Raw genomic sequence first — 18,615 nt, forward strand, 5'->3', positions numbered from 1 at the left:
GAGAGAAATCTTTGCCGCTGTATTTTTAGGAGGAAAGTTATGCAGAAATTAAACCCCGGTTGTCCCTGTAAAAGGATAAAGTGTGAAAGACACGGAAATTGCGAGGAATGTAAAAAGCAGCATGCTTTAAAGAAAAAATATTTACCTGCCTGCGAACGCATCAAGCAAAAGGAACAGAGAAATGCTGAGAAAAGGGCAGAGCAAAAAAGATAAACTGCGAAATTCGTTGTATAAAAACAGATTTAATATAATAATTTTAACCGATAAAAAGAATATGTTATGATATGAAAACAGTAGTGCGCATTTGAAAATAAATTGCGGGTCACATAATGTCTGCTCTTTTGTTTAAAAATGATTGTAAATTACGTCTGTATTTGCTATAATTAAATATTATAACGTAAAAAGAAAATGTGAACAGAAGATGTAATGGGGAGATAGAAATGAAACTGTTTTTTGTCATTTTAATTTGTAAGCTGCTTAAATTTGCCGGCAGCATTATCGGCAAGGGAAGCTCGCTTCCGGGGCAGATAGCGCTTAAGCTTTACCCGAATATTTTAAGCAAAATAAAGCTGCCGAAATATATTATCGCCGTAACAGGCAGCAACGGCAAAACCTCAACTGTTGAGATGATAGCTACAATTCTCAAGAAAAACGGCAGAACCGTTGCTTATAACAAGGAAGGCTCAAATCAGATTGAGGGGGTTACCACCCTTGTGCTTTCAAACTGTACACTCGGTGGAAAGATGAACAGCGATATTCTGCTTATCGAGTCAGACGAGCGTTATGCACGCTATACCTTTAAATATTTTCACCCGACGCATTATATTATAACAAACCTTTACCGTGACCAGCTCACAAGAAACGGCCATCCGCAGTGGGTTTATGAGGCGCTGTCACACAGTATTCACGATGATACCCAGCTTATTTTAAATGCTGATGATCCGCTTATCTCCCGATTTGCGAACGGTCGTGACAATACCTTGTGGTTCGGCGTGGACAAGCTTAAAACATCGCTTTCTTATAATGACGGTGTTTACAATGACGGCGTCTACTGCCCTGTGTGCGGCGGCAGAATGACATACGGTTATTACCATTACAACCACATAGGCTCATATAGCTGTAACGCTTGCGGTTTCAAAAGGGCTGACACAAACTTTACCGTTACAAATGCCGATATGGACAAGGGTGAAATCACAGTTAACGGTAAATACACAATTCCGCTTGCCTTTACGGGAATGTATAATGTCTACAATATTCTTGCTGCGTTTGCCGCCTGTGCAATTGCAGGTATTGACGGAGCAGCTATTGCCGGAAGCATAGGAAACTATATGCTAAAAAACGGCAGAATAATGCGCTTCAGGCTTGGTTCGCACGATGGCACACTGCTTACCTCAAAGCACGAAAATTCGGTTTCCTATGACCAGTCGCTTAAATATATAGCGTCACGTGACGAGCAGTGCAGTGTTATCGTTATTGTAGACGCCATTAGCCGTAAGTACTTCACGGGCGAAACATCTTGGCTGTGGGATATAAACTTTGACCACTTAAACAGCAAAAACGTGGAGAATATTTATCTTACCGGAACATATGTAAATGACCTTGCGCTTCGTTTTTCCTTTACCGGCATAGACCAAAGTATAATAAAGCCGATAGCCGACATTCAGCAGTGTATAGACTATATCAAGGAAAGCGGCAGCGAAAAGCTATACTGCGTGACCTGCTTCTCTGACAAAGAAAAGCTGCTTTCACGTGTGGAAGTTCTGTGAGGAGGGAAATATAATGGCTATAAAAATTCTTCATTTATATAACAACCTTATGAACCTTTACGGCGAGTATGCCAATGTTTCAATCCTTGCAAGGCATATTTCACAGCAGGGACTTGAAGCCGAGATAACAAGAACTGACAGCTGCTCATATATCAATTTTTCTGACTTTGAATTTATATATATCGGCAGCGGTACCGAAGCGGCGCAGAAAGCTGCGCTTGCAGATTTGCTCAAAAAAAAGGATGAGTTCTGTGCGGCGGCAAATTCCGGTACGGTTATGCTCTTAACGGGTAATGCTTTTGAAATGCTCGGCAAAGCTGTGACAGACGCATATGGCAAACGTTTTGAAGCCATAGGTCTTTGTGATTTTGAAACAACCGAGAGCTATGAAAAACGCCTTACAGGGGATGCAATCTGCTCCTGTTCATTTATGACTGAACCGTTTGTCGGCTTCATAAACAAATGCAGTACAACAACTAAGACTGAAAATCCGCTTTTCACAATGCAGATGGGATATGCGAACAATGCTTCTGAGCCTTACGAGGGCTGCCGTTTTAATAATGTGTTCGGAACACATCTTATCGGACCTGTATTCGTGAAAAATCCACATTTCACAGCTTACATTATAAAGCTTTTGGCAAAGGATATTGACGGCTTTAAATACAAAAAAATTGTAAATCTGTATGAGCAGGGGGCATATGAGATAACCCTGCGTGAGCTTAGAAACAGGCTGAAAGCAACAGCCGATTGAGAGGAATAAAATGGACAATACCGAGCTTGAACGGCTTGAGGGCGACGTAGAAAGCATTGTTTACCGCAATGACGAAAACGGCTATACAGTCCTTGAGCTTGACTGCGACGGCGAGCTTGTAACGGCCGTGGGGAATATGCCGCTTGTTGCTGTGGGAGAATCGCTGTCGCTTCTTGGCGTTTTTACAAACCACAGCTCCTACGGCATGCAGTTTTCCGTCAGGGCTTTTGAGCGCTCAATGCCTGTGGGAGCTGCTTCAATTTTAAAATATCTTTCCTCACGTGCAATTAAAGGCGTCGGTCCCTCAACAGCAAAAAAGCTTGTCGAGCAGTTTGGCGACAGCACGCTTGACGTTATTGAAAACGAGCCGCAGCGTCTTACAGCGATAAAGGGAATTACGCTTGAAAAAGCTCAGCGTATGAGCGAGGAGCTTCAGGGGCATTTCGGAATACGTCAGCTTATGGTAAAGCTTCAAACCTACGGTGTGCCGCCGCAGAGCATTGTAAGCCTGTGGCGTGAATACGGTAAAAACGCATTGACGGCTATTGAGGAAAACCCATATATTCTCTGTTCTGAGCAGTTTTCAATCCCGTTTGAGTCCGCAGATAAAATAGCGCAAAAGCAGGAAAAGGCGGCTGATAATATATTCAGAATAGAGGCAGGGCTTTTTCATATTCTTGAGCATAACAAGCTCAATGGTCACACCTGTCTGCCAAAGGACAGACTCTTGCAGGCTTGTTCAACATTCCTTGAGCTGCCACTTGATAAGTGTACCTCATGCCTTGAAAATATGCTTTTGTCAAACACGCTTTTTTCGCACAGCATAAACGGGCGTGAGTTTATTTTCACTCCGCAGATGTATGAGTGCGAGCTGTACGTTGCGGCAAGGCTAAATGCTATGCTTCGATGTCCCCCCAGCGTGATAAGCGGAGTTGAAATGGCGCTTGACAAAATTGAAATCAGCGAAAAAATAGAATATGCCGCACTTCAGCGGCAGGCTGTTACCGAAGCGGCAAGCAAGGGACTTTTAGTACTTACAGGTGGTCCCGGTACAGGCAAAACAACTACGTTAAACGCAATTATTAAAATCCTTAAAATGAATGGCGAAAGGGTATTTCTTGCCGCACCAACGGGCAGAGCCGCACAGCGAATGAGCGAGGTGACAGGTGAAGAGGCTAAGACAATTCACCGCCTTCTTGAGGTCAGCTGGGATAACCGTGACCGCCCTGTTTTCAAGCGTAATGAATCAAATCCACTTCGGTGTGACGCTTTAATTATAGATGAGGTATCAATGGTTGACAGCGCACTGTTTTTCAGCGTTATGCAGGCTGTGCCTATGGGCTGCCGCATTATTCTTGTTGGTGACAGCGACCAGCTGCCGTCAGTCGGAGCAGGAAATGTGCTGAGTGATTTAATCGAATCCTACGCCGTGCCTGTCGTTCAGCTTAATGAAATCTTCCGCCAGTCGATGAAAAGCCTCATCGTTACCAACGCCCACAGAATAGTCAAAGGCGAAATGCCGATACTTAACGAAACGAAAAAGGACTTCTTTTTTATGCAGCGCATTAATAAGGAGCTTATTGCAAAAACAATAATCGACCTTTGCAAAACACGTCTGCCGCACTCCTACGGCTTTTCTCCGCTTGACGATATACAGGTGCTCTGTCCGGGTAAAAAGGGTGTGCTTGGAACATTTGATTTAAACGAAAGGCTTCAAGCCGCTTTGAATCCTGCTGATGAGCTTAAGCCTGAGCTTGTGTTCAACAACAAGGTATTTCGCCAGGGCGACAAGGTTATGCAAATAAAAAATAATTATGATATACCTTGGACTCGTGATGACGGCGAAATGGGCGAGGGTATTTTTAACGGCGACGTTGGCATACTCACACGAGTTAATAAAAGCTCAAAGTCGGTGGAGGTTCGCTTTGATGATAAAACAGCAAAGTATCACGGCGATGACTTGCTCCATTTAGAGCTTGCCTATGCTGCAACAGTTCATAAAAGTCAAGGAAATGAGTTTAACGCTGTTGTTATTCCAATGCACAAGGGAGCTCCGCAGCTTTATTACCGCAATCTGCTTTACACAGCCGTAACAAGGGCAAAGAGCTTGCTCATTCTTGTTGGAGATCCGAGTGTTGTTGAATATATGGTCAAAAACAACAGAAGGACTCTGCGATATTCCGGTTTGAAATGCTTTTTGCTTGAGGGCTTGCAATGATTACACCAGGCGATATAATTTTTACACGCAAATGTCCGTTTTGCGCAGAGGTAATAAAACTAAATAAGTCCGAGTGTGCGTCATGTCGTGACGGACTGCCGAGCAGTAGCTTAAGAAAAATCGGTACATACAAGTGCGCCTATGCCTTTCCGTATTCGGGAGAGTACAGAAAGGCTGTGCTTGAGTATAAATTTAATGGTAAGCACTATTACTGCGCTTCATTCGCTGAATATATGAAAAGCGCAGTTGACGCACAGCTTGCAGATTGCAGCTTCGACGTTGTTACATATGTACCTATATACGGCGAAAAGCGGTATCGCTTTAATCACAGCAGAACGCTTGCCAAGCACCTTTCAAGGCTGCTTTCACTGCCTTGTGAGCAGCTGCTCGTTAAGACAAAGCATACACAGAAGCAACATTTGCTCAGCTTAGATGACAGGCGGCATAATGTTAGCGGAGTGTTTTCGTCTGTTGATGTCAGCGGTAAAAATATACTGCTTGTTGACGATATAATCACAAGCGGCTACACCTTAGCCGAATGTATTCGTACTCTTAAATACGGCGGAGCAAACAGCGTATTCTGCGTTACTCTTTGCGCTGTAATTTTTGATTGATATATTATGATTGTTTTCAAGATTTTGTCTGTAAAAATTATGCGCCTGTTTTACATATCTTTTACAATAATACCACTAATGAGTCACACTATTGTAACGGTACGATATCTATAATTGCTATATACAGTTTATAATTTGTAGCCAAGGTGATGATTTATGGAAAGCGGTAATGTGGAAATACGAAAGTATTTTGAATATAATGCGTCGTGCTATGGCTCAGGCGAGACTTGCAAGTGTGCATTGGCGAACCCGTCTGAAAACGGCGGCTACGGCTTTTATGCTGCTCCTGTAGGTGGGTTTCATGAGGTGAGCAGCGTTTCCACTGACAAAGACGATGAAAATGTTTATATAGGAGTATGCGTTATTGGACAAGGGGAGGACGGACGAAGGTTTTTCCGAAATGTGTCCACCGGATTTCTGGGAATATTTAACGGTTGCCGCTTTTCGTTTGGAGATATTCTTTACTGCTGTGCTGTTGAAAGCTGCGTTAGTACGATGACGCCGACTGAGTGCAGGCTTCGTGTTGATTACCGAAACGGAGATGAAAAGGTATATACTGTTCTTTTTGTGCCGTTTATTAGTGATAGCGGTTCACAAAATGTACTTCTCAACGTTCTGCCGACGTATAATTCTGATTATGTTAAAGAGCCTGAGGTGCTAAAGGGTATTACAGACAGAGAGCAGCAGATAGTTGATTTAGCCGCCAGTGGCTGCACAAACCGATATATAGCTCACAAGCTGATGATAACAGAGGGTACAGTAAAGAAAACACTTCACAACGCATATAAAAAGCTTGGGATTAATTCACGTATGGAGCTTATTCGCCTGATTCACGGCTGATATACCACCAACTTCTGTCCGGGTGATTTATTATGGTAAATACAATTTTGATTAGTAAAAATGAGCTGTGCCTTGATCTTATGTCACAGCTTTGCTCGGAACATCTTGAGATTAATGTTCTGGGCAAATATGCTTCATATATGCAGGCACTTAAGCTTGCGCAAGGCAGAACAGTTGATTTTGCCTTGATTGACTATCCCGATGGTGATGAAGATGCTATTGAGTTTGGCACTTCACTGCGCAGATTAAATTCATCAGTTGTGCTTATTTACTTTATCACTCAGCCACAGCAGAGTTTTGAGGCGGTTAAAATAAGAGCTGATTTCTGTCTTATTAAACCGTTTTCAAAATATGAATTCAGAGGTGCCGTCAGACGTGCGTATGTGCTGAACAAATCAAGCGGCTGTCCGGTGGTTATGCATATGTTTGGTAAGTTCGGCGTGTTTTGCGACGGACGAGCAGTTAAGTTTAAAAGCAATAAAGCTAAGGAGCTTTTTGCCCTTTGTGCAGACCACTGTGGGGCAGAGGTTACTATTGGGGAAGCCTCGGATAAGCTGTGGGGCGAAAGACCGTATGACGATAAGGTAAAGGCGCTTTACAGAAAGGCTGTTATGAACATAAGGCGAACTCTTGAGGAGTATGATATTCAAAACGTATTTTTAGTCAAGCGTGGCTCGTGTGGGATAAATCCTAATAATATAAGCTGTGATTACTACAAGTTCAGAAGGTCGCCAATTGCGAACATAGAGCTTTACAACGGTGAATACTTAAGTGACTATTCTTGGGCAGAGGAAAGGGCGGCTATGCTTCATTTTCAGAAAACCAGACTTATCAAAGAGCTTGATCAAGGTGTGTAAATCCTTTATTTTTTGAATTTTTTCTTGTAAAATCAGAAATATAGTAGTATAATCTTATAGGGTTTTAGTTTGACGGATGCATTGAATATATTAAAGGCAGTGATGCACAAAGGATAGGTGCGAATCACTGCCTTTAATTGTTTGTATCATATTTTATATGTCGCTGTTGAGTGTGTCATTAATATCGCTGAAATCATCACAGTCGCACGGACCGTCTGAAATAACCTCGCCCTTTCTTATTCTGAGTCTTGATTTTTCCTTTTCAACCTGCTCTGAAAGAAGTTCCTTGAACTTGTGCGAGTTCTTTATGTTCTTAAGCTCAAGTGTCGGCGTAGTTTGGTCCTGTGCGTGAACAATAACTGTGCCAAGTCCGAAAAGCTTTTGAAAAAGCGTTTTTCTCAGCGTTAAATCAAGCACTCTGTACAAAAGAATTTCATCCTCTACGCTTGATAAAAGGCCGCTGTTGATAAGAAGCTTCCTTTCGTTAAGCGTGTATGTTGTAAATGTAAACGGAAGTCCAAAGAAAACCCATCTTTTTCTCTCTTTTATAATTACATTTTGCTCACTCATAACATACCTCCTAAATTTGTACTCATAGAATGTTTATTAATATTATATCAGAGCAAATTAAAGTATGCAACAATATCAAAAGAAAAATGCCTCATTTTGTGGTTAAGTTCACAAAACGAGGCGTTTCTTTGTTGAATTCGATATTACTTAAAAAACGGAAGACTGCGTATGATAACAGGCTCTTTTGCCTTACCGCCGCAAATCTGAACAAAGCAGATTATCTTGATTACCAAGAAAACTATCGACATAACTGCACATGCAATTGGAACAATAATTGTCCAGATAAGTACAATTCCGACTATTGTCAGTAAAGCGTCAATTACAGTAAATTTAAGTGCCTGTCTTACGTGGAATTTTACATAAGGCGACTCATTTGCGCCGAGCATTGCAATTATAATACCGACAATTCCCAAAAGATATGGTAACATCGCAATAACTTTATTTTCGGAAATATCTTTTACATCGTAGTCAGCGGTGTGGTCATACGGGTCATATGCAGGAGCATATCCGGCGTAACCGTTCTGATTTTGATACTGATTCTGATAAGGTGCGTTAGCCTGCTGGTTTACCTGCTGCTGCGCAAACGGTGAAGCTGCGCCAAGCTGTGTGCCGCAGTTTGTGCAGAAGGTAGAGCCGTCTGCAAGCTGATTGCCGCATTTCGGACAAGTCATCTAAAATCCTCCTTGTGTTATCAGATTACACCCTGTGCGAGCATTGCGTTTGCAACCTTCTCAAAGCCTGCAATATTAGCGCCTGCAACATAGTTGCCCTCAACGCCGTAACGCTTTGCAGCATCGGAAATATTGTTGAAGATATTAACCATAATGCCCTGAAGCTTCTGGTCAACCTCTTCAAATGTCCATGAAAGACGCATTGAGTTCTGGCTCATCTCAAGAGCAGATGTAGCAACGCCGCCTGCGTTTGCAGCCTTACCTGGAGCAAACAGAACGCCGTTAGCCTGGAATACCTCAACTGCATCCGGTGTAGAAGGCATATTAGCACCCTCAGCAACAGCGTATACACCGTTCTTAACGAGTGTTTCAGCAGCAGCCTTGTCAAGCTCGTTCTGTGTTGCACACGGAAGAGCAACGTCACACTTAACTGACCAGTCAAACTTGCCCTCGTGATACTCTGCGTTCGGACGATAGTTCTTGTATGTGCTGAGTCTGTCTCTCTTAACTTCCTTGATTTCCTTAACAGCGTCAAGGTCGATGCCCTCTGCATCGTAAATCCAGCCTGTTGAATCTGAAAGAGTAACAACCTTAGCGCCAAGCTGTGTTGCCTTCTCAGTTGCGTAAATAGCAACGTTACCTGCGCCAGAAATGCTTACTACTGCGCCGTTAATGTCACGACCGTTTTGCTTGAGCATCTCTTCTGTGAGGTAAAGAAGACCGTAGCCGGTTGCCTCTGTTCTTGCAAGAGAACCGCCGTATGTAAGACCCTTACCTGTCAAAACGCCCTCATAGCAGTTCTTAAGTCTCTTGTACTGACCAAACATAAAGCCAATTTCACGTGCGCCTGTGCCGATGTCGCCGGCAGGTACGTCAGTGTCAGCACCAATGTGACGCTGAAGCTCTGTCATAAAGCTCTGGCAGAAAGCCATAACCTCACGGTCGCTCTTGCCCTTCGGGTCAAAGTCAGAGCCGCCCTTACCGCCGCCGATTGGAAGACCTGTAAGAGAGTTCTTGAAAATCTGCTCAAAACCGAGGAATTTGATAACGCCGAGGTTTACTGACGGGTGAAGTCTTAAGCCGCCCTTGTAAGGTCCGATAGCGCTGTTGAACTGAACACGGAAGCCACGGTTAACCTGAACCTTGCCGTTGTCATCAACCCAAGGAACACGGAACATAATAACACGCTCAGGCTCTGTGATTCTCTCAAGAATACCTGCCTGCTCGTACTGCGGATTCTGTTCAAATACCGGTGCGAGTGACTCCAAAACCTCTGTTGCAGCCTGAATAAATTCCGGCTCGTTTGAATTTTTTGCCTTTAGCTTCTCTAACTGTTCACTTACGTATGACATTGGAAGCCCTCCTTTTTTAATTTTTTATTTTTTTACATATAAAAAACATCAGCACGCTGAAAAATACAGGCACTGATGCACTAATAACTTAACCACAGCGCCTTTGCTGCACAGTAAATTATATGATTTGTGTATTATAATAACACTATTTTTCTTTTTTTGCAAGTTTTTGCAAGAAAAATTTGAAAAAATTTCAAAATTATGTTGGCTTTGCGTGTGTTTACGCTCTTTTTACTGTTGCAAATGCAGTAAATGTTATTTGAAACACCAAAAATTGTCATTTTTTATGCTAAATATAATTCCTGTTTGACAAAGTTTAAAATGTTATTGCTAAAATCTGTAATTTAGAGTATAATGTAAATTGAATTTTTATTTTCAAAATTTTGATTACATACTGAAAGGGGTTTTCTCTGATGGAAAAAGGCAAACAGATTTATGAGGGCAAGGCAAAAAAGGTTTTTGAAACAACAGATCCTGATTTGTGCATTGTATCCTATAAGGATGACGCAACAGCATTTAACGGCGAAAAGAAGGGCACAATTGTTGGCAAGGGTGTAGTTAACAACAAGATGTCTAACTTTATGTTCAAGCTCTTAGAGGAAAAGGGAATCAAAACCGACTTTGTAGAGGAGCTTAACGACCGTGACACCGTATTAAAAAGAGTTGAGATTGTACCGCTTGAGGTTATCGTAAGAAACAAGGCTGCCGGCAGTCTTTCAAAGCGTCTTGGACTTCCTGAGGGAACACCGATGAAGACGACTGTTCTTGAGTTTTGCTATAAAAATGACGACCTTGGCGACCCAATTGTAAACGAGTACCACATTCTTGCTGCTGAGCTTGCAACTAAAGAGGAAATCGACACTATTTCTTCAATGGCTCTTAAGATAAATGAGGTTATGATTGAGTTCTTCAAGAGCGTAAATATTGACCTTATCGACTTTAAGCTTGAGTTTGGCCGCTTCAAGGGCGAAATTCTCCTTGCAGACGAAATCTCACCCGATACCTGCCGTTTCTGGGATGTAAACACTCAGGAGAAGCTCGACAAGGACCGTTTCCGTCGTGATATGGGCGGTGTTGAAGAGGCATATGCCGAGGTTATGAGAAGAATAGGTCTTTAAGTCTTTGTTAAATTATTCACCACACTGAATATAAAAATAAGGAATAATAAGCTAACGACTGTTTGAAATATTTTTGGGGTGAGTTTATTGGATTTTTCTTTTGACGGATACGGCACAGAGGGACTTCATGAGGAGTGTGGCGTTTTTGGTATTTACAGCGACGGTACTCTTAACCCTGCGTATTCCTGCTACAACGGGCTTTTGGCTCTTCAACACAGAGGACAGGAAAGCTGCGGAATTGCCGTGAATGACTGCGGCGTTATAAGCAGCCATAAGGACATGGGTCTTGTAAGCGAGGTTTTCAACAATAAAATTCTTGACAGCCTTGAGGGACAGATAGCTGTCTCTCATGTGCGTTATTCAACCGCCGGCGGCAGTGTGAGAGAAAACTCACAGCCGCTTGTTATGCGCTATGTCAAGGGCGTTATAGCAATAGCGCACAACGGAAATCTTACAAACGCCGTTGAAATCCGCCGTGAGCTTGAGCACAGGGGCGCTATTTTTCAAACTACAATCGACTCCGAGGTTATTGCATATGTAATAGCAAGGGAGAGAATTAAGAGCCACTCGGTAGAGGAGGCTGTGCGGCGTGCAATGTATCAGATAAACGGCGCATATTCTCTGCTTGTAATGAGTCCGAGAAAGCTTATAGCCGCCAGAGACCCACACGGCTTCAGACCGCTTTGTATGGGCAGGGTGAACAATACAATAGTATTTGCAAGCGAAACAGCTGCACTTGATGCTGCGGGAGCAGAGTTTGTTCGTGACGTTGAGCCAGGCGAAATTATTGTTGTTGACGAAGACGGAGTTCGCTCTATAAAAGATCACTGCGGCGGCAAAAAGTCGCTGTGTGTTTTTGAGTATATATACTTTGCAAGAACAGACTCAGTTATTGACGGTATAGGCGTATATGAAGCGAGAAAGCAGGCGGGCAGAATACTCGCCCGTGAATATCCGGTTGAAGCCGACCTTGTAATCGGCGTGCCTGAGTCCGGCATTGACGCCGCAATAGGATACAGTGAGGAAAGCGGTATTCCGTATGAAAAGGGAATTGTTAAAAACGGATATATCGGCAGAACCTTTATTAAGCCTACTCAGCAGGAGCGTATTAAGAGTGTTCGTATTAAGCTGAATCCTCTTTGCAATACAGTCAAGGGCAAACGTGTTGTTATGCTTGATGACAGTATCGTGCGTGGCACAACCTGCGACAGAATTGTTAAAATGCTCAAGGACGCAGGCGCAAAAGAGGTTCATTTGAGGATAAGCTCGCCACCGTTTATGTGGCCGTGTTATTACGGCACTGACATTCCGTCAAAGGAGGAGCTTATCGCCTGCAACTATACTATTGAGGAGATAGGCAAAATCAGCGGAGCAGACTCAATTGGCTTTTTGCCTGCAAAGGCACTGCATGAGATGCTCTATAATAAAGATTGCGGCTTCTGTGACGCTTGCTTTACGGGCAATTATCCTGCTGAAACAACAGAGAAAATGCTCGCCGGCAAGGAACGAGGCGGAATGAATTACGATAATAACAATCAATGCATTGGCAAGAAAGGATAAGAAAATGAAGGACGTTTATGAATCCCCACTTTCATCAAGATATGCAGATAAGGAGATGAAGTACATCTTCTCTCCTGATAAGAAATTCAGAACATGGCGCAGGCTCTGGATAGCTCTTGCCGAGGCAGAAATGGAGCTTGGTCTGCCTGTTACACAGGAGCAGATAGACGAGCTTAAGGAGCACGCCGACGACATCAACTATGATGTAGCCGTTGAGCGTGAAAAGCTTGTGCGCCACGATGTTATGTCGCACGTTTACGCATACGGCGTTCAGTGCCCTAAGGCTAAGGGAATTATCCACCTGGGTGCAACAAGCTGTTATGTTGGCGACAATACAGATATTATAATAATGACAGAGGCGCTTGAATACCTGAGAAATAAGCTTGTAACAGTAATCAAGGAGTTAAGTGCCTTTGCAATGAAATATAAGAATCTTCCGACCCTTGCGTTTACACACTTCCAGCCGGCTCAGCCGACAACTGTTGGCAAAAGAGCAACACTCTGGATTCAGGATTTGCTTATGGATTTGGAGGACGTTGAATATCAGCTCAGCAAGTCTAAGCTATTAGGCTCAAAGGGTACAACAGGCACACAGGCAAGTTTCTTAGAGCTGTTTGACGGCGACCACGAAAAATGCCGTGAGCTTGACCGCAAAATTGCCGAGAAAATGGGTTATAAGGCTTGCTTTGCCGTTTCAGGTCAGACCTATTCAAGAAAGCTTGACCACCAGATGCTCTCAGTATTAAGCGGAATTGCACAGAGCGCCGCTAAGTTCTCTAATGATATAAGACTTTTACAGCATCTTAAAGAGATAGAGGAGCCGTTTGAAAAGAATCAGATAGGCTCGTCGGCAATGGCGTATAAGCGCAATCCTATGAGAAGTGAGAGAATAGCAAGCCTTGCAAGATACGTTATAGCAACCGAGCTTAATCCTGCTATGACAGCGTCAACACAGTGGTTTGAGAGAACTCTGGACGATTCTGCCAATAAGAGAATCAGCGTTGCTGAGGCATTCCTTGCAACAGATGGAATTTTGAACCTTTACGCAAATGTTGCAGATGGTCTTGTTGTTTACGAAAAGGTAATCGAGCAAAGACTTCGCAAGGAGCTGCCGTTTATGGCTACTGAGAACATAATGATGGATGCTGTTAAGGCAGGCGGAAACCGTCAGGAATTGCATGAGAAGATAAGAGTTCACTCAATGGCTGCCTCAAAGGTTATTAAGGAAGAGGGCGGCGAGAACGATTTGCTTGAAAGAATAGCAGGCGACCCTGCATTTGGCGTAACGCTTGAGCAGCTTCACGCAATAATCAGTCCCGAAAAGTATGTCGGACGTGCTCCGCAGCAAACCGAGGATTTTATAAACAACGAGGTTAAAAACGCTTTGAAGCCGTATGAGAATATGGATAACTACAAGGCTGAAATAAATGTTTGATTGGAGAATGTAATATTATGATTAAAGCAATAGTAGGCGCCAACTGGGGCGATGAGGGCAAGGGCAAAATTACTGACGTGCTTGCAGAAGATTCAGATATAGTTATCCGCTTTCAGGGCGGCAGCAATGCAGGACATACCATTGTGAACAGCTACGGCAAGTTTGCGCTTCATCAGCTTCCGTCAGGTGTTTTTCACAGCAATATTGTAAATATAATCGGAAACGGCGTTGCACTGAGCGTTGAAAATCTTGTCAAAGAAATTTCAGAGCTTGAGTCAAGAGGTGTGCCAACCCCGAAGGTGCTTGTATCCGACAGAGCGCAGATTGTAATGCCGTATCACGTTGCGTTTGACTGTTACGAGGAGGAGCGACTCGGCAAGAACTCATTCGGTTCAACAAAATCGGGTATTGCACCGTTTTATTCAGATAAATACTCAAAGATAGGCTTCCAGGTAAACGAGCTTTTTGATGACGTTGATTCTCTTAAAGAGAAAATTAAGCACGTTCTTGAGATAAAAAATGCTACACTTAAAAATCTCTACAATAAGCCGCCAATTACCGAGGAAGAGATTTTTAATAAGCTTATGGAATATAAGGAAATGCTCGCTCCGTATGTTGCCGACACTTTCGACTTCCTCTATCACGCAGTAAAAGAGGAAAAGAATATTCTTCTTGAGGGTCAGCTCGGAGCACTCAAGGACACTGACTTTGGTATTTACCCGATGGTAACATCTTCAAACACAATCGCAGGCTACGGCGCAGTAGGCGCAGGAATACCTCCTTATGAAATAAAGGAGATTGTAACGGTAGTAAAGGCTTATTCTTCAGCAGTAGGCGCAGGCGAGTTCGTAAGCGAAATCCACGATAAGGAAGTTGCTGACGAGCTAAGACGCAGAGGCGGCGATGGCGGCGAATATGGTGCAACAACAGGCAGACCGAGAAGAATGGGCTGGTTAGACCTTGTTGCAACACGCTACGGTTGTCGTGTTCAGGGTACAACAAAGATAGCATTTACAGTTCTTGATGTGCTTGGCTACCTTGATGAAATTCCGGTATGCGTTGGTTATGAGCTTGACGGTGAGGAGATTGATTACTTCCCATCAACAACAAAGCTTAAGAGATGTAAGCCGATTCTGAAAAATCTGCCGGGTTGGAAGTGCGACATTTCTGACATTAAAAATTATGACGATTTGCCGGAAAACTGCAAAAAGTACATAGAGTTTGCAGAGGCACAAATTGGAATTCCAATCGGTATCGTATCAAACGGCGCATCAAGAGATAACATAATCTACAGATAAAATTTGCGGGGTGTGATTATGGAGCGAAAAAACGAAGCAGTTTTAGTAATGGACTTTGGCGGGCAGTATAATCAGCTTATAGCCAGAAGAGTGCGTGAATGTAATGTGTATTGCGAGGTACATCCGTACACAATGAGTATTGAAGAAATCCGCAAGCTCAATCCGAAGGGCATTATTTTCACAGGTGGCCCGAACAGTGTATATAAAGATGAATCTCCGAAATGCTCTGAAGAGGTTTTTAAGCTGGGAATTCCTATTTTGGGAATATGCTACGGCTGCCAGCTTATGGCACATATGCTGGGCGGTGAGGTTGCTGCTGCTCAGGATGATACAGCACGTGAATACGGCAAGACAATCACATATTATAATACCGATTGCAAGCTGTTTCAGGAGCTTCCGGAGCAGGGTGTATCGTGGATGAGCCACGGTGACTATATGGCGAAGCTGCCGGATGGTTTTAAGCTTATGGCACACTCGGACGCTTGTCCGAATGTTGCTATTGCTGATGAAAAGCGTGGCTTTTACGGCGTGCAGTTCCACCCGGAGGTTAATCATACTGAGAATGGAACAGATATGATTCATAATTTCCTCTATAAGGTCTGCAATGTTGCCGGAGATTGGACAATGGGCGATTTTTGCAAACGCACAGTAGCGTCGCTCCGAGAAACTATCGGAGAGAACGGACGTGTGCTTTTAGCGCTTTCAGGCGGAGTTGATTCATCTGTTCTTGCAGCGTTGCTTGCCGAGGCAATTGGCGAGAGATTGACCTGTGTGTTTGTAGATCATGGTCTTATGCGTAAGAACGAGGGTGACGAGGTTGAGGAGGCATTCCGAAAGTGGAATGTTCATTTTGTTCGTGTCAATGCTGAGGAGCGTTTTCTTTCTAAGCTTGCAGGTGTTACCGACCCTCAGAAAAAGCGTCAGATTATCGGTGCAGAGTTCGGATATGTATTTAGGGACGAGGCGGAGCGTTTTGGAATTACCAAGCAGGATTATCTTGCACAGGGTACGATTTACCCCGATGTTATTGAATCGGGCAAGGGTGATGCAGACGTTATAAAGAGCCACCACAATAAATTACTGCCGCCTGAGGTTGTAGCAAGATTTAAGGGTGTGCTTGAGCCGCTTGATTTGCTGTTCAAGGACGAGGTTCGCAAGCTTGGCAGAGAGCTTGGCTTGCCTGAATATCTTGTTATGCGCCAGCCATTCCCGGGACCGGGACTTGCAATCCGTATAATCGGCGATGTAACAAAAGAAAAAGCCGATATTCTGCGTGAGGCTGATTTCATATACAGAGAAGAAATAGCAAATGCAGGCTGGGATAAAAACCTCAGTCAGTATTTCGCAGTGCTTACGGACACTCGTTCAGTAGGCGTTATGGGTGACAGCAGAACATACGACTATCTGCTTGCACTTCGTGCGGTAAATACAAGTGATTTTATGACAGCCGATTGGTCGAGAGTTCCGTATGAATTGCTCGACAGAATTAGTGTACGAATTGTAAACGAGGTTCCTCACATAAACCGCATTTGCTATGACATAACAAGTAAGCCACCCGCAACTATTGAGTGGGAATAATGGCGAGAACGCTGAAAACCCGCATAAACGCTGGGTTTTCGAGGCTTGAAAAAGCCTCGTGACAACGTTTTGACAACAATTTCAGATTATTCAAAAATAAAGAGCTAACAGATTTTTGTTACAAAGTCTGTTAGCTCTTTTTTTATTCTTTTGTCATGCAGGTTGACATTGTTTCTGATACTTTATCAAGCAATTCTCTATTGAATTTTAGAGAATCAATTGCTGTTTCGTTATCAACAGTATGTTTATCAATGTATTTTTGAACAATTATCGCTGCAAAGCATTGAGACTCAACTGCTCGCTTACGAGCCAAATCATAGTGTATATTTCCGTAACTGTGAGCAGACGGGTTTCGAAGTTCGAAGAAAAGTTTGTAGTAAAAATCTAAATACGACATATTTGCTTTTTCAAATATATCGTCGGGGTCAATACCAATTGTGTCTTTCCAGTGCTGCTTATGTGCAAATACTTTTCCGGGCTTTTTTTGATTTGGTGGTTCACCAATTATAGCTTCAACAGCTCGGCATGATTGAACAACTGCTGTTTCAAGGCTTGGCAACATTTGTGCTTGTTGCCATATTGAGGGTTCTTCAGCTAAATGGTCATGCCAAGGATGCTTACTCATTTCGCAGATTAGACAACAAGAGTGAGTGCAAAAGGCAGAAAACACAAGAGAAAGTGCAGTATATGCTTGATCATCTCGTATGAGTAACTCAATTACCGATGCCAATGAAGCAATTTCCGTTGGTTTTAAATGGATTCCTGTCGACATAAATTTTTGCTTAATGCTCGATAAGTTATAAAAAGTAGTGTTGTCAATGGTGGATTTACAAGGATCAAAATAATACATCCATTTATAATCAGGTAGATCGTCCATCGTTGCACACTCGAAACATTTTGCAAAAGACAGGGAGAGCCATATTAGATTGGCTGCCGTTTTCCAATATGGTAATTCTTTAACTGAAAGTTGGGTTTCAGATACCAAAGCAGAATTAACGTTTTTTTGATATGTCCATATGTAAAGGGTTTCAAATCCTATCTGACAAAAATAGTTGTAATCTCCTTCTTTAGGTCCAAAACTGTTCTCTAAAGAATATCCACGGATGAAAGCGTGATTACACACAGTATTAGGTACATCATCAGGATATTTTTCTTTTAACTTTTCCTGGCGCTCAACTTCGGCATCATAGAACGCTTTTAAAGCTGTATACAATGCATCTTTATCTTCCATTTTGTTTTGAATTACCCCTCTTGATCTCGCAGTGCATCAAGGGCATCCCTTGTGCGCTGTACTTCTACTTCGGGATATGTATAACGCCAATGGTCATATTCCTCTTTGCTGATTTCGCCGTTGCGATATTTCTCCGCTTCTTTCTGCCAAGCGGTAAAACGCTCAAGCAGAGAAATGTAAGATGTTCCTCTGTTCTTATCAAGACGGATGCAAATCTCGTCATCGAGTTTGTCGATTTTCAAGCCGTAAATGTCCTCTAATGCAAACAGCGTGTGCATAAAGCCGAGGTCAGTATCAATATCGGGAACATTCAAAGCCATAGTAGAAACACCTAATACATTCGCAAGTGCTTCTGTTAAATCAGCTTTGGGGCATCTTGAGCCGGACTCATATTGTGCCATACGAATGTCAGCGGTTTTCTCAGGAAAACCGACCTGAACACCGAGAAACTTTTGTGTCATTCCTTTTAGATTTCGAAAAAATCTTATTCTTTCACCGATTGCCATAGCAATTACACTCCTTAATCTGTGTTGTACAATGAGTATAGCATATACAGTTAGGATATGTCAAGATAACAAAAGCAAAAAAAGTTAGTATTTTTTCAAAAAACTATTGACTTAACGGAAATCCGTTAGTATAATAGAGTTAAGCAAATTCCGTTAGTGTATTTGCTGACAATTGAATGACCGTCCGAGTGGGATACTCCGCCAAGACCTTCCGAAAGGAAGCGAGCGAGAAAACGCCGCTAAAAAGCAG

At 43.0% G+C, this 18,615-nt stretch carries 17 protein-coding genes; 12 read left to right on the forward strand and 5 right to left on the reverse strand.

The window, feature by feature from the left end:
• Positions 1–39: 39 nt before the first annotated feature.
• From GMA13_RS08125 to GMA13_RS08155, 7 genes are all read left to right on the forward strand, one after another.
• Complete coding sequence (locus GMA13_RS08125; RefSeq protein WP_255883845.1) at positions 40–213, forward strand: hypothetical protein; 174 nt, start codon at positions 40–42, stop codon at positions 211–213.
• A gap of 227 nt (positions 214–440) precedes the next feature.
• Positions 441–1,766, forward strand: a complete 1,326-nt coding sequence (locus GMA13_RS08130; RefSeq protein ID WP_255883842.1) for a Mur ligase family protein — start codon at positions 441–443, stop codon at positions 1,764–1,766.
• Between the two features lie 13 nt (positions 1,767–1,779).
• A complete protein-coding gene (locus tag GMA13_RS08135) occupies positions 1,780–2,517 on the forward strand; it encodes a glutamine amidotransferase (RefSeq protein WP_255883839.1) in 738 nt (245 codons plus the stop codon).
• A 10-nt stretch (positions 2,518–2,527) separates the two neighbouring features.
• Complete coding sequence (locus GMA13_RS08140) at positions 2,528–4,735, forward strand: ATP-dependent RecD-like DNA helicase (protein WP_255883837.1); 2,208 nt, start codon at positions 2,528–2,530, stop codon at positions 4,733–4,735.
• On the forward strand, positions 4,732–5,349 hold the full coding sequence (locus GMA13_RS08145) for a ComF family protein (protein ID WP_255883835.1): 618 nt from the start codon (positions 4,732–4,734) through the stop codon (positions 5,347–5,349). The genes GMA13_RS08140 and GMA13_RS08145 overlap by 4 nt, the downstream gene beginning before the upstream one ends.
• A gap of 156 nt (positions 5,350–5,505) precedes the next feature.
• Positions 5,506–6,189: a response regulator transcription factor gene (locus tag GMA13_RS08150; protein ID WP_255883833.1), complete on the forward strand. Its 684-nt coding sequence runs from the start codon at positions 5,506–5,508 to the stop codon at positions 6,187–6,189.
• A 32-nt stretch (positions 6,190–6,221) separates the two neighbouring features.
• A complete protein-coding gene (locus tag GMA13_RS08155; RefSeq protein WP_255883830.1) occupies positions 6,222–7,046 on the forward strand; it encodes a hypothetical protein in 825 nt (274 codons plus the stop codon).
• Positions 7,047–7,199: 153 nt separating this feature from the next.
• On the opposite strand, the gene GMA13_RS08160 is transcribed toward GMA13_RS08155, so the two are convergent.
• From GMA13_RS08160 to gdhA, 3 genes are all read right to left on the reverse strand, one after another.
• Positions 7,200–7,616 carry a PH domain-containing protein gene (locus GMA13_RS08160; RefSeq protein ID WP_255883828.1) on the reverse strand — a complete coding sequence of 139 codons (417 nt, stop codon included), beginning with the start codon at positions 7,614–7,616 and terminating at the stop codon, positions 7,200–7,202.
• Positions 7,617–7,759: 143 nt separating this feature from the next.
• Positions 7,760–8,287, reverse strand: a complete 528-nt coding sequence (locus GMA13_RS08165; protein ID WP_255883827.1) for a zinc-ribbon domain-containing protein — start codon at positions 8,285–8,287, stop codon at positions 7,760–7,762.
• 20 nt (positions 8,288–8,307) lie between these two features.
• Positions 8,308–9,639 carry an NADP-specific glutamate dehydrogenase gene (gene gdhA / locus GMA13_RS08170; protein ID WP_255883826.1) on the reverse strand — a complete coding sequence of 444 codons (1,332 nt, stop codon included), beginning with the start codon at positions 9,637–9,639 and terminating at the stop codon, positions 8,308–8,310.
• A 413-nt stretch (positions 9,640–10,052) separates the two neighbouring features.
• Between gdhA and purC the strand changes: the two genes are divergently transcribed.
• The 5 genes from purC (at position 10,053) to guaA (ending at position 16,628) form a co-directional block, all read left to right on the forward strand.
• Positions 10,053–10,757, forward strand: a complete 705-nt coding sequence (gene purC / locus GMA13_RS08175) for a phosphoribosylaminoimidazolesuccinocarboxamide synthase (RefSeq protein ID WP_255883823.1) — start codon at positions 10,053–10,055, stop codon at positions 10,755–10,757.
• Positions 10,758–10,844: 87 nt separating this feature from the next.
• A complete protein-coding gene (gene purF / locus GMA13_RS08180) occupies positions 10,845–12,317 on the forward strand; it encodes an amidophosphoribosyltransferase (protein WP_255883820.1) in 1,473 nt (490 codons plus the stop codon).
• A 4-nt stretch (positions 12,318–12,321) separates the two neighbouring features.
• The gene (gene purB / locus GMA13_RS08185; protein ID WP_255883817.1) at positions 12,322–13,752 is read left to right on the forward strand and encodes an adenylosuccinate lyase; all 1,431 of its coding nucleotides are present in this window, start codon (positions 12,322–12,324) and stop codon (positions 13,750–13,752) included.
• Between the two features lie 17 nt (positions 13,753–13,769).
• Complete coding sequence (locus GMA13_RS08190) at positions 13,770–15,050, forward strand: adenylosuccinate synthase (RefSeq protein WP_255883815.1); 1,281 nt, start codon at positions 13,770–13,772, stop codon at positions 15,048–15,050.
• Positions 15,051–15,068: 18 nt separating this feature from the next.
• Positions 15,069–16,628, forward strand: coding sequence for a glutamine-hydrolyzing GMP synthase (gene guaA, locus GMA13_RS08195; protein WP_255883813.1), 1,560 nt, complete (start codon positions 15,069–15,071; stop codon positions 16,626–16,628).
• 142 nt (positions 16,629–16,770) lie between these two features.
• Here guaA and GMA13_RS08200 read toward each other — a convergent pair whose 3' ends face one another.
• Both GMA13_RS08200 and GMA13_RS08205 read right to left on the reverse strand, forming a co-directional pair.
• Complete coding sequence (locus GMA13_RS08200; protein ID WP_255883811.1) at positions 16,771–17,859, reverse strand: hypothetical protein; 1,089 nt, start codon at positions 17,857–17,859, stop codon at positions 16,771–16,773.
• Between the two features lie 11 nt (positions 17,860–17,870).
• Positions 17,871–18,365 carry a helix-turn-helix domain-containing protein gene (locus GMA13_RS08205; RefSeq protein WP_255883808.1) on the reverse strand — a complete coding sequence of 165 codons (495 nt, stop codon included), beginning with the start codon at positions 18,363–18,365 and terminating at the stop codon, positions 17,871–17,873.
• Between the last annotated feature and the right edge of the window lie 250 nt (positions 18,366–18,615).

The organism is Ruminococcus sp. zg-924, assembly GCF_024433635.1.
GTDB lineage: Bacteria > Bacillota > Clostridia > Oscillospirales > Acutalibacteraceae > UBA7067.

What these genes read in the sequence shown, in the direction of transcription:
- guaA (WP_255883813.1), top strand. Translation starts at nt 15,069, where the DNA reads ATGGAGCGAAAAAACGAAGCAGTTTTAGTAATGGACTTTGGCGGGCAG.
- gdhA (WP_255883826.1), bottom strand. Translation starts at nt 9,639, where the DNA reads ATGTCATACGTAAGTGAACAGTTAGAGAAGCTAAAGGCAAAAAATTCA.
- purC (WP_255883823.1), top strand. Translation starts at nt 10,053, where the DNA reads ATGGAAAAAGGCAAACAGATTTATGAGGGCAAGGCAAAAAAGGTTTTT.
- GMA13_RS08140 (WP_255883837.1), top strand. Translation starts at nt 2,528, where the DNA reads ATGGACAATACCGAGCTTGAACGGCTTGAGGGCGACGTAGAAAGCATT.
- GMA13_RS08130 (WP_255883842.1), top strand. Translation starts at nt 441, where the DNA reads ATGAAACTGTTTTTTGTCATTTTAATTTGTAAGCTGCTTAAATTTGCC.
- GMA13_RS08165 (WP_255883827.1), bottom strand. Translation starts at nt 8,287, where the DNA reads ATGACTTGTCCGAAATGCGGCAATCAGCTTGCAGACGGCTCTACCTTC.
- GMA13_RS08145 (WP_255883835.1), top strand. Translation starts at nt 4,732, where the DNA reads ATGATTACACCAGGCGATATAATTTTTACACGCAAATGTCCGTTTTGC.
- GMA13_RS08155 (WP_255883830.1), top strand. Translation starts at nt 6,222, where the DNA reads ATGGTAAATACAATTTTGATTAGTAAAAATGAGCTGTGCCTTGATCTT.
- GMA13_RS08160 (WP_255883828.1), bottom strand. Translation starts at nt 7,616, where the DNA reads ATGAGTGAGCAAAATGTAATTATAAAAGAGAGAAAAAGATGGGTTTTC.
- GMA13_RS08125 (WP_255883845.1), top strand. Translation starts at nt 40, where the DNA reads ATGCAGAAATTAAACCCCGGTTGTCCCTGTAAAAGGATAAAGTGTGAA.
- GMA13_RS08190 (WP_255883815.1), top strand. Translation starts at nt 13,770, where the DNA reads ATGATTAAAGCAATAGTAGGCGCCAACTGGGGCGATGAGGGCAAGGGC.
- GMA13_RS08205 (WP_255883808.1), bottom strand. Translation starts at nt 18,365, where the DNA reads ATGGCAATCGGTGAAAGAATAAGATTTTTTCGAAATCTAAAAGGAATG.
- purB (WP_255883817.1), top strand. Translation starts at nt 12,322, where the DNA reads ATGAAGGACGTTTATGAATCCCCACTTTCATCAAGATATGCAGATAAG.
- GMA13_RS08150 (WP_255883833.1), top strand. Translation starts at nt 5,506, where the DNA reads ATGGAAAGCGGTAATGTGGAAATACGAAAGTATTTTGAATATAATGCG.
- GMA13_RS08200 (WP_255883811.1), bottom strand. Translation starts at nt 17,859, where the DNA reads ATGGAAGATAAAGATGCATTGTATACAGCTTTAAAAGCGTTCTATGAT.
- GMA13_RS08135 (WP_255883839.1), top strand. Translation starts at nt 1,780, where the DNA reads ATGGCTATAAAAATTCTTCATTTATATAACAACCTTATGAACCTTTAC.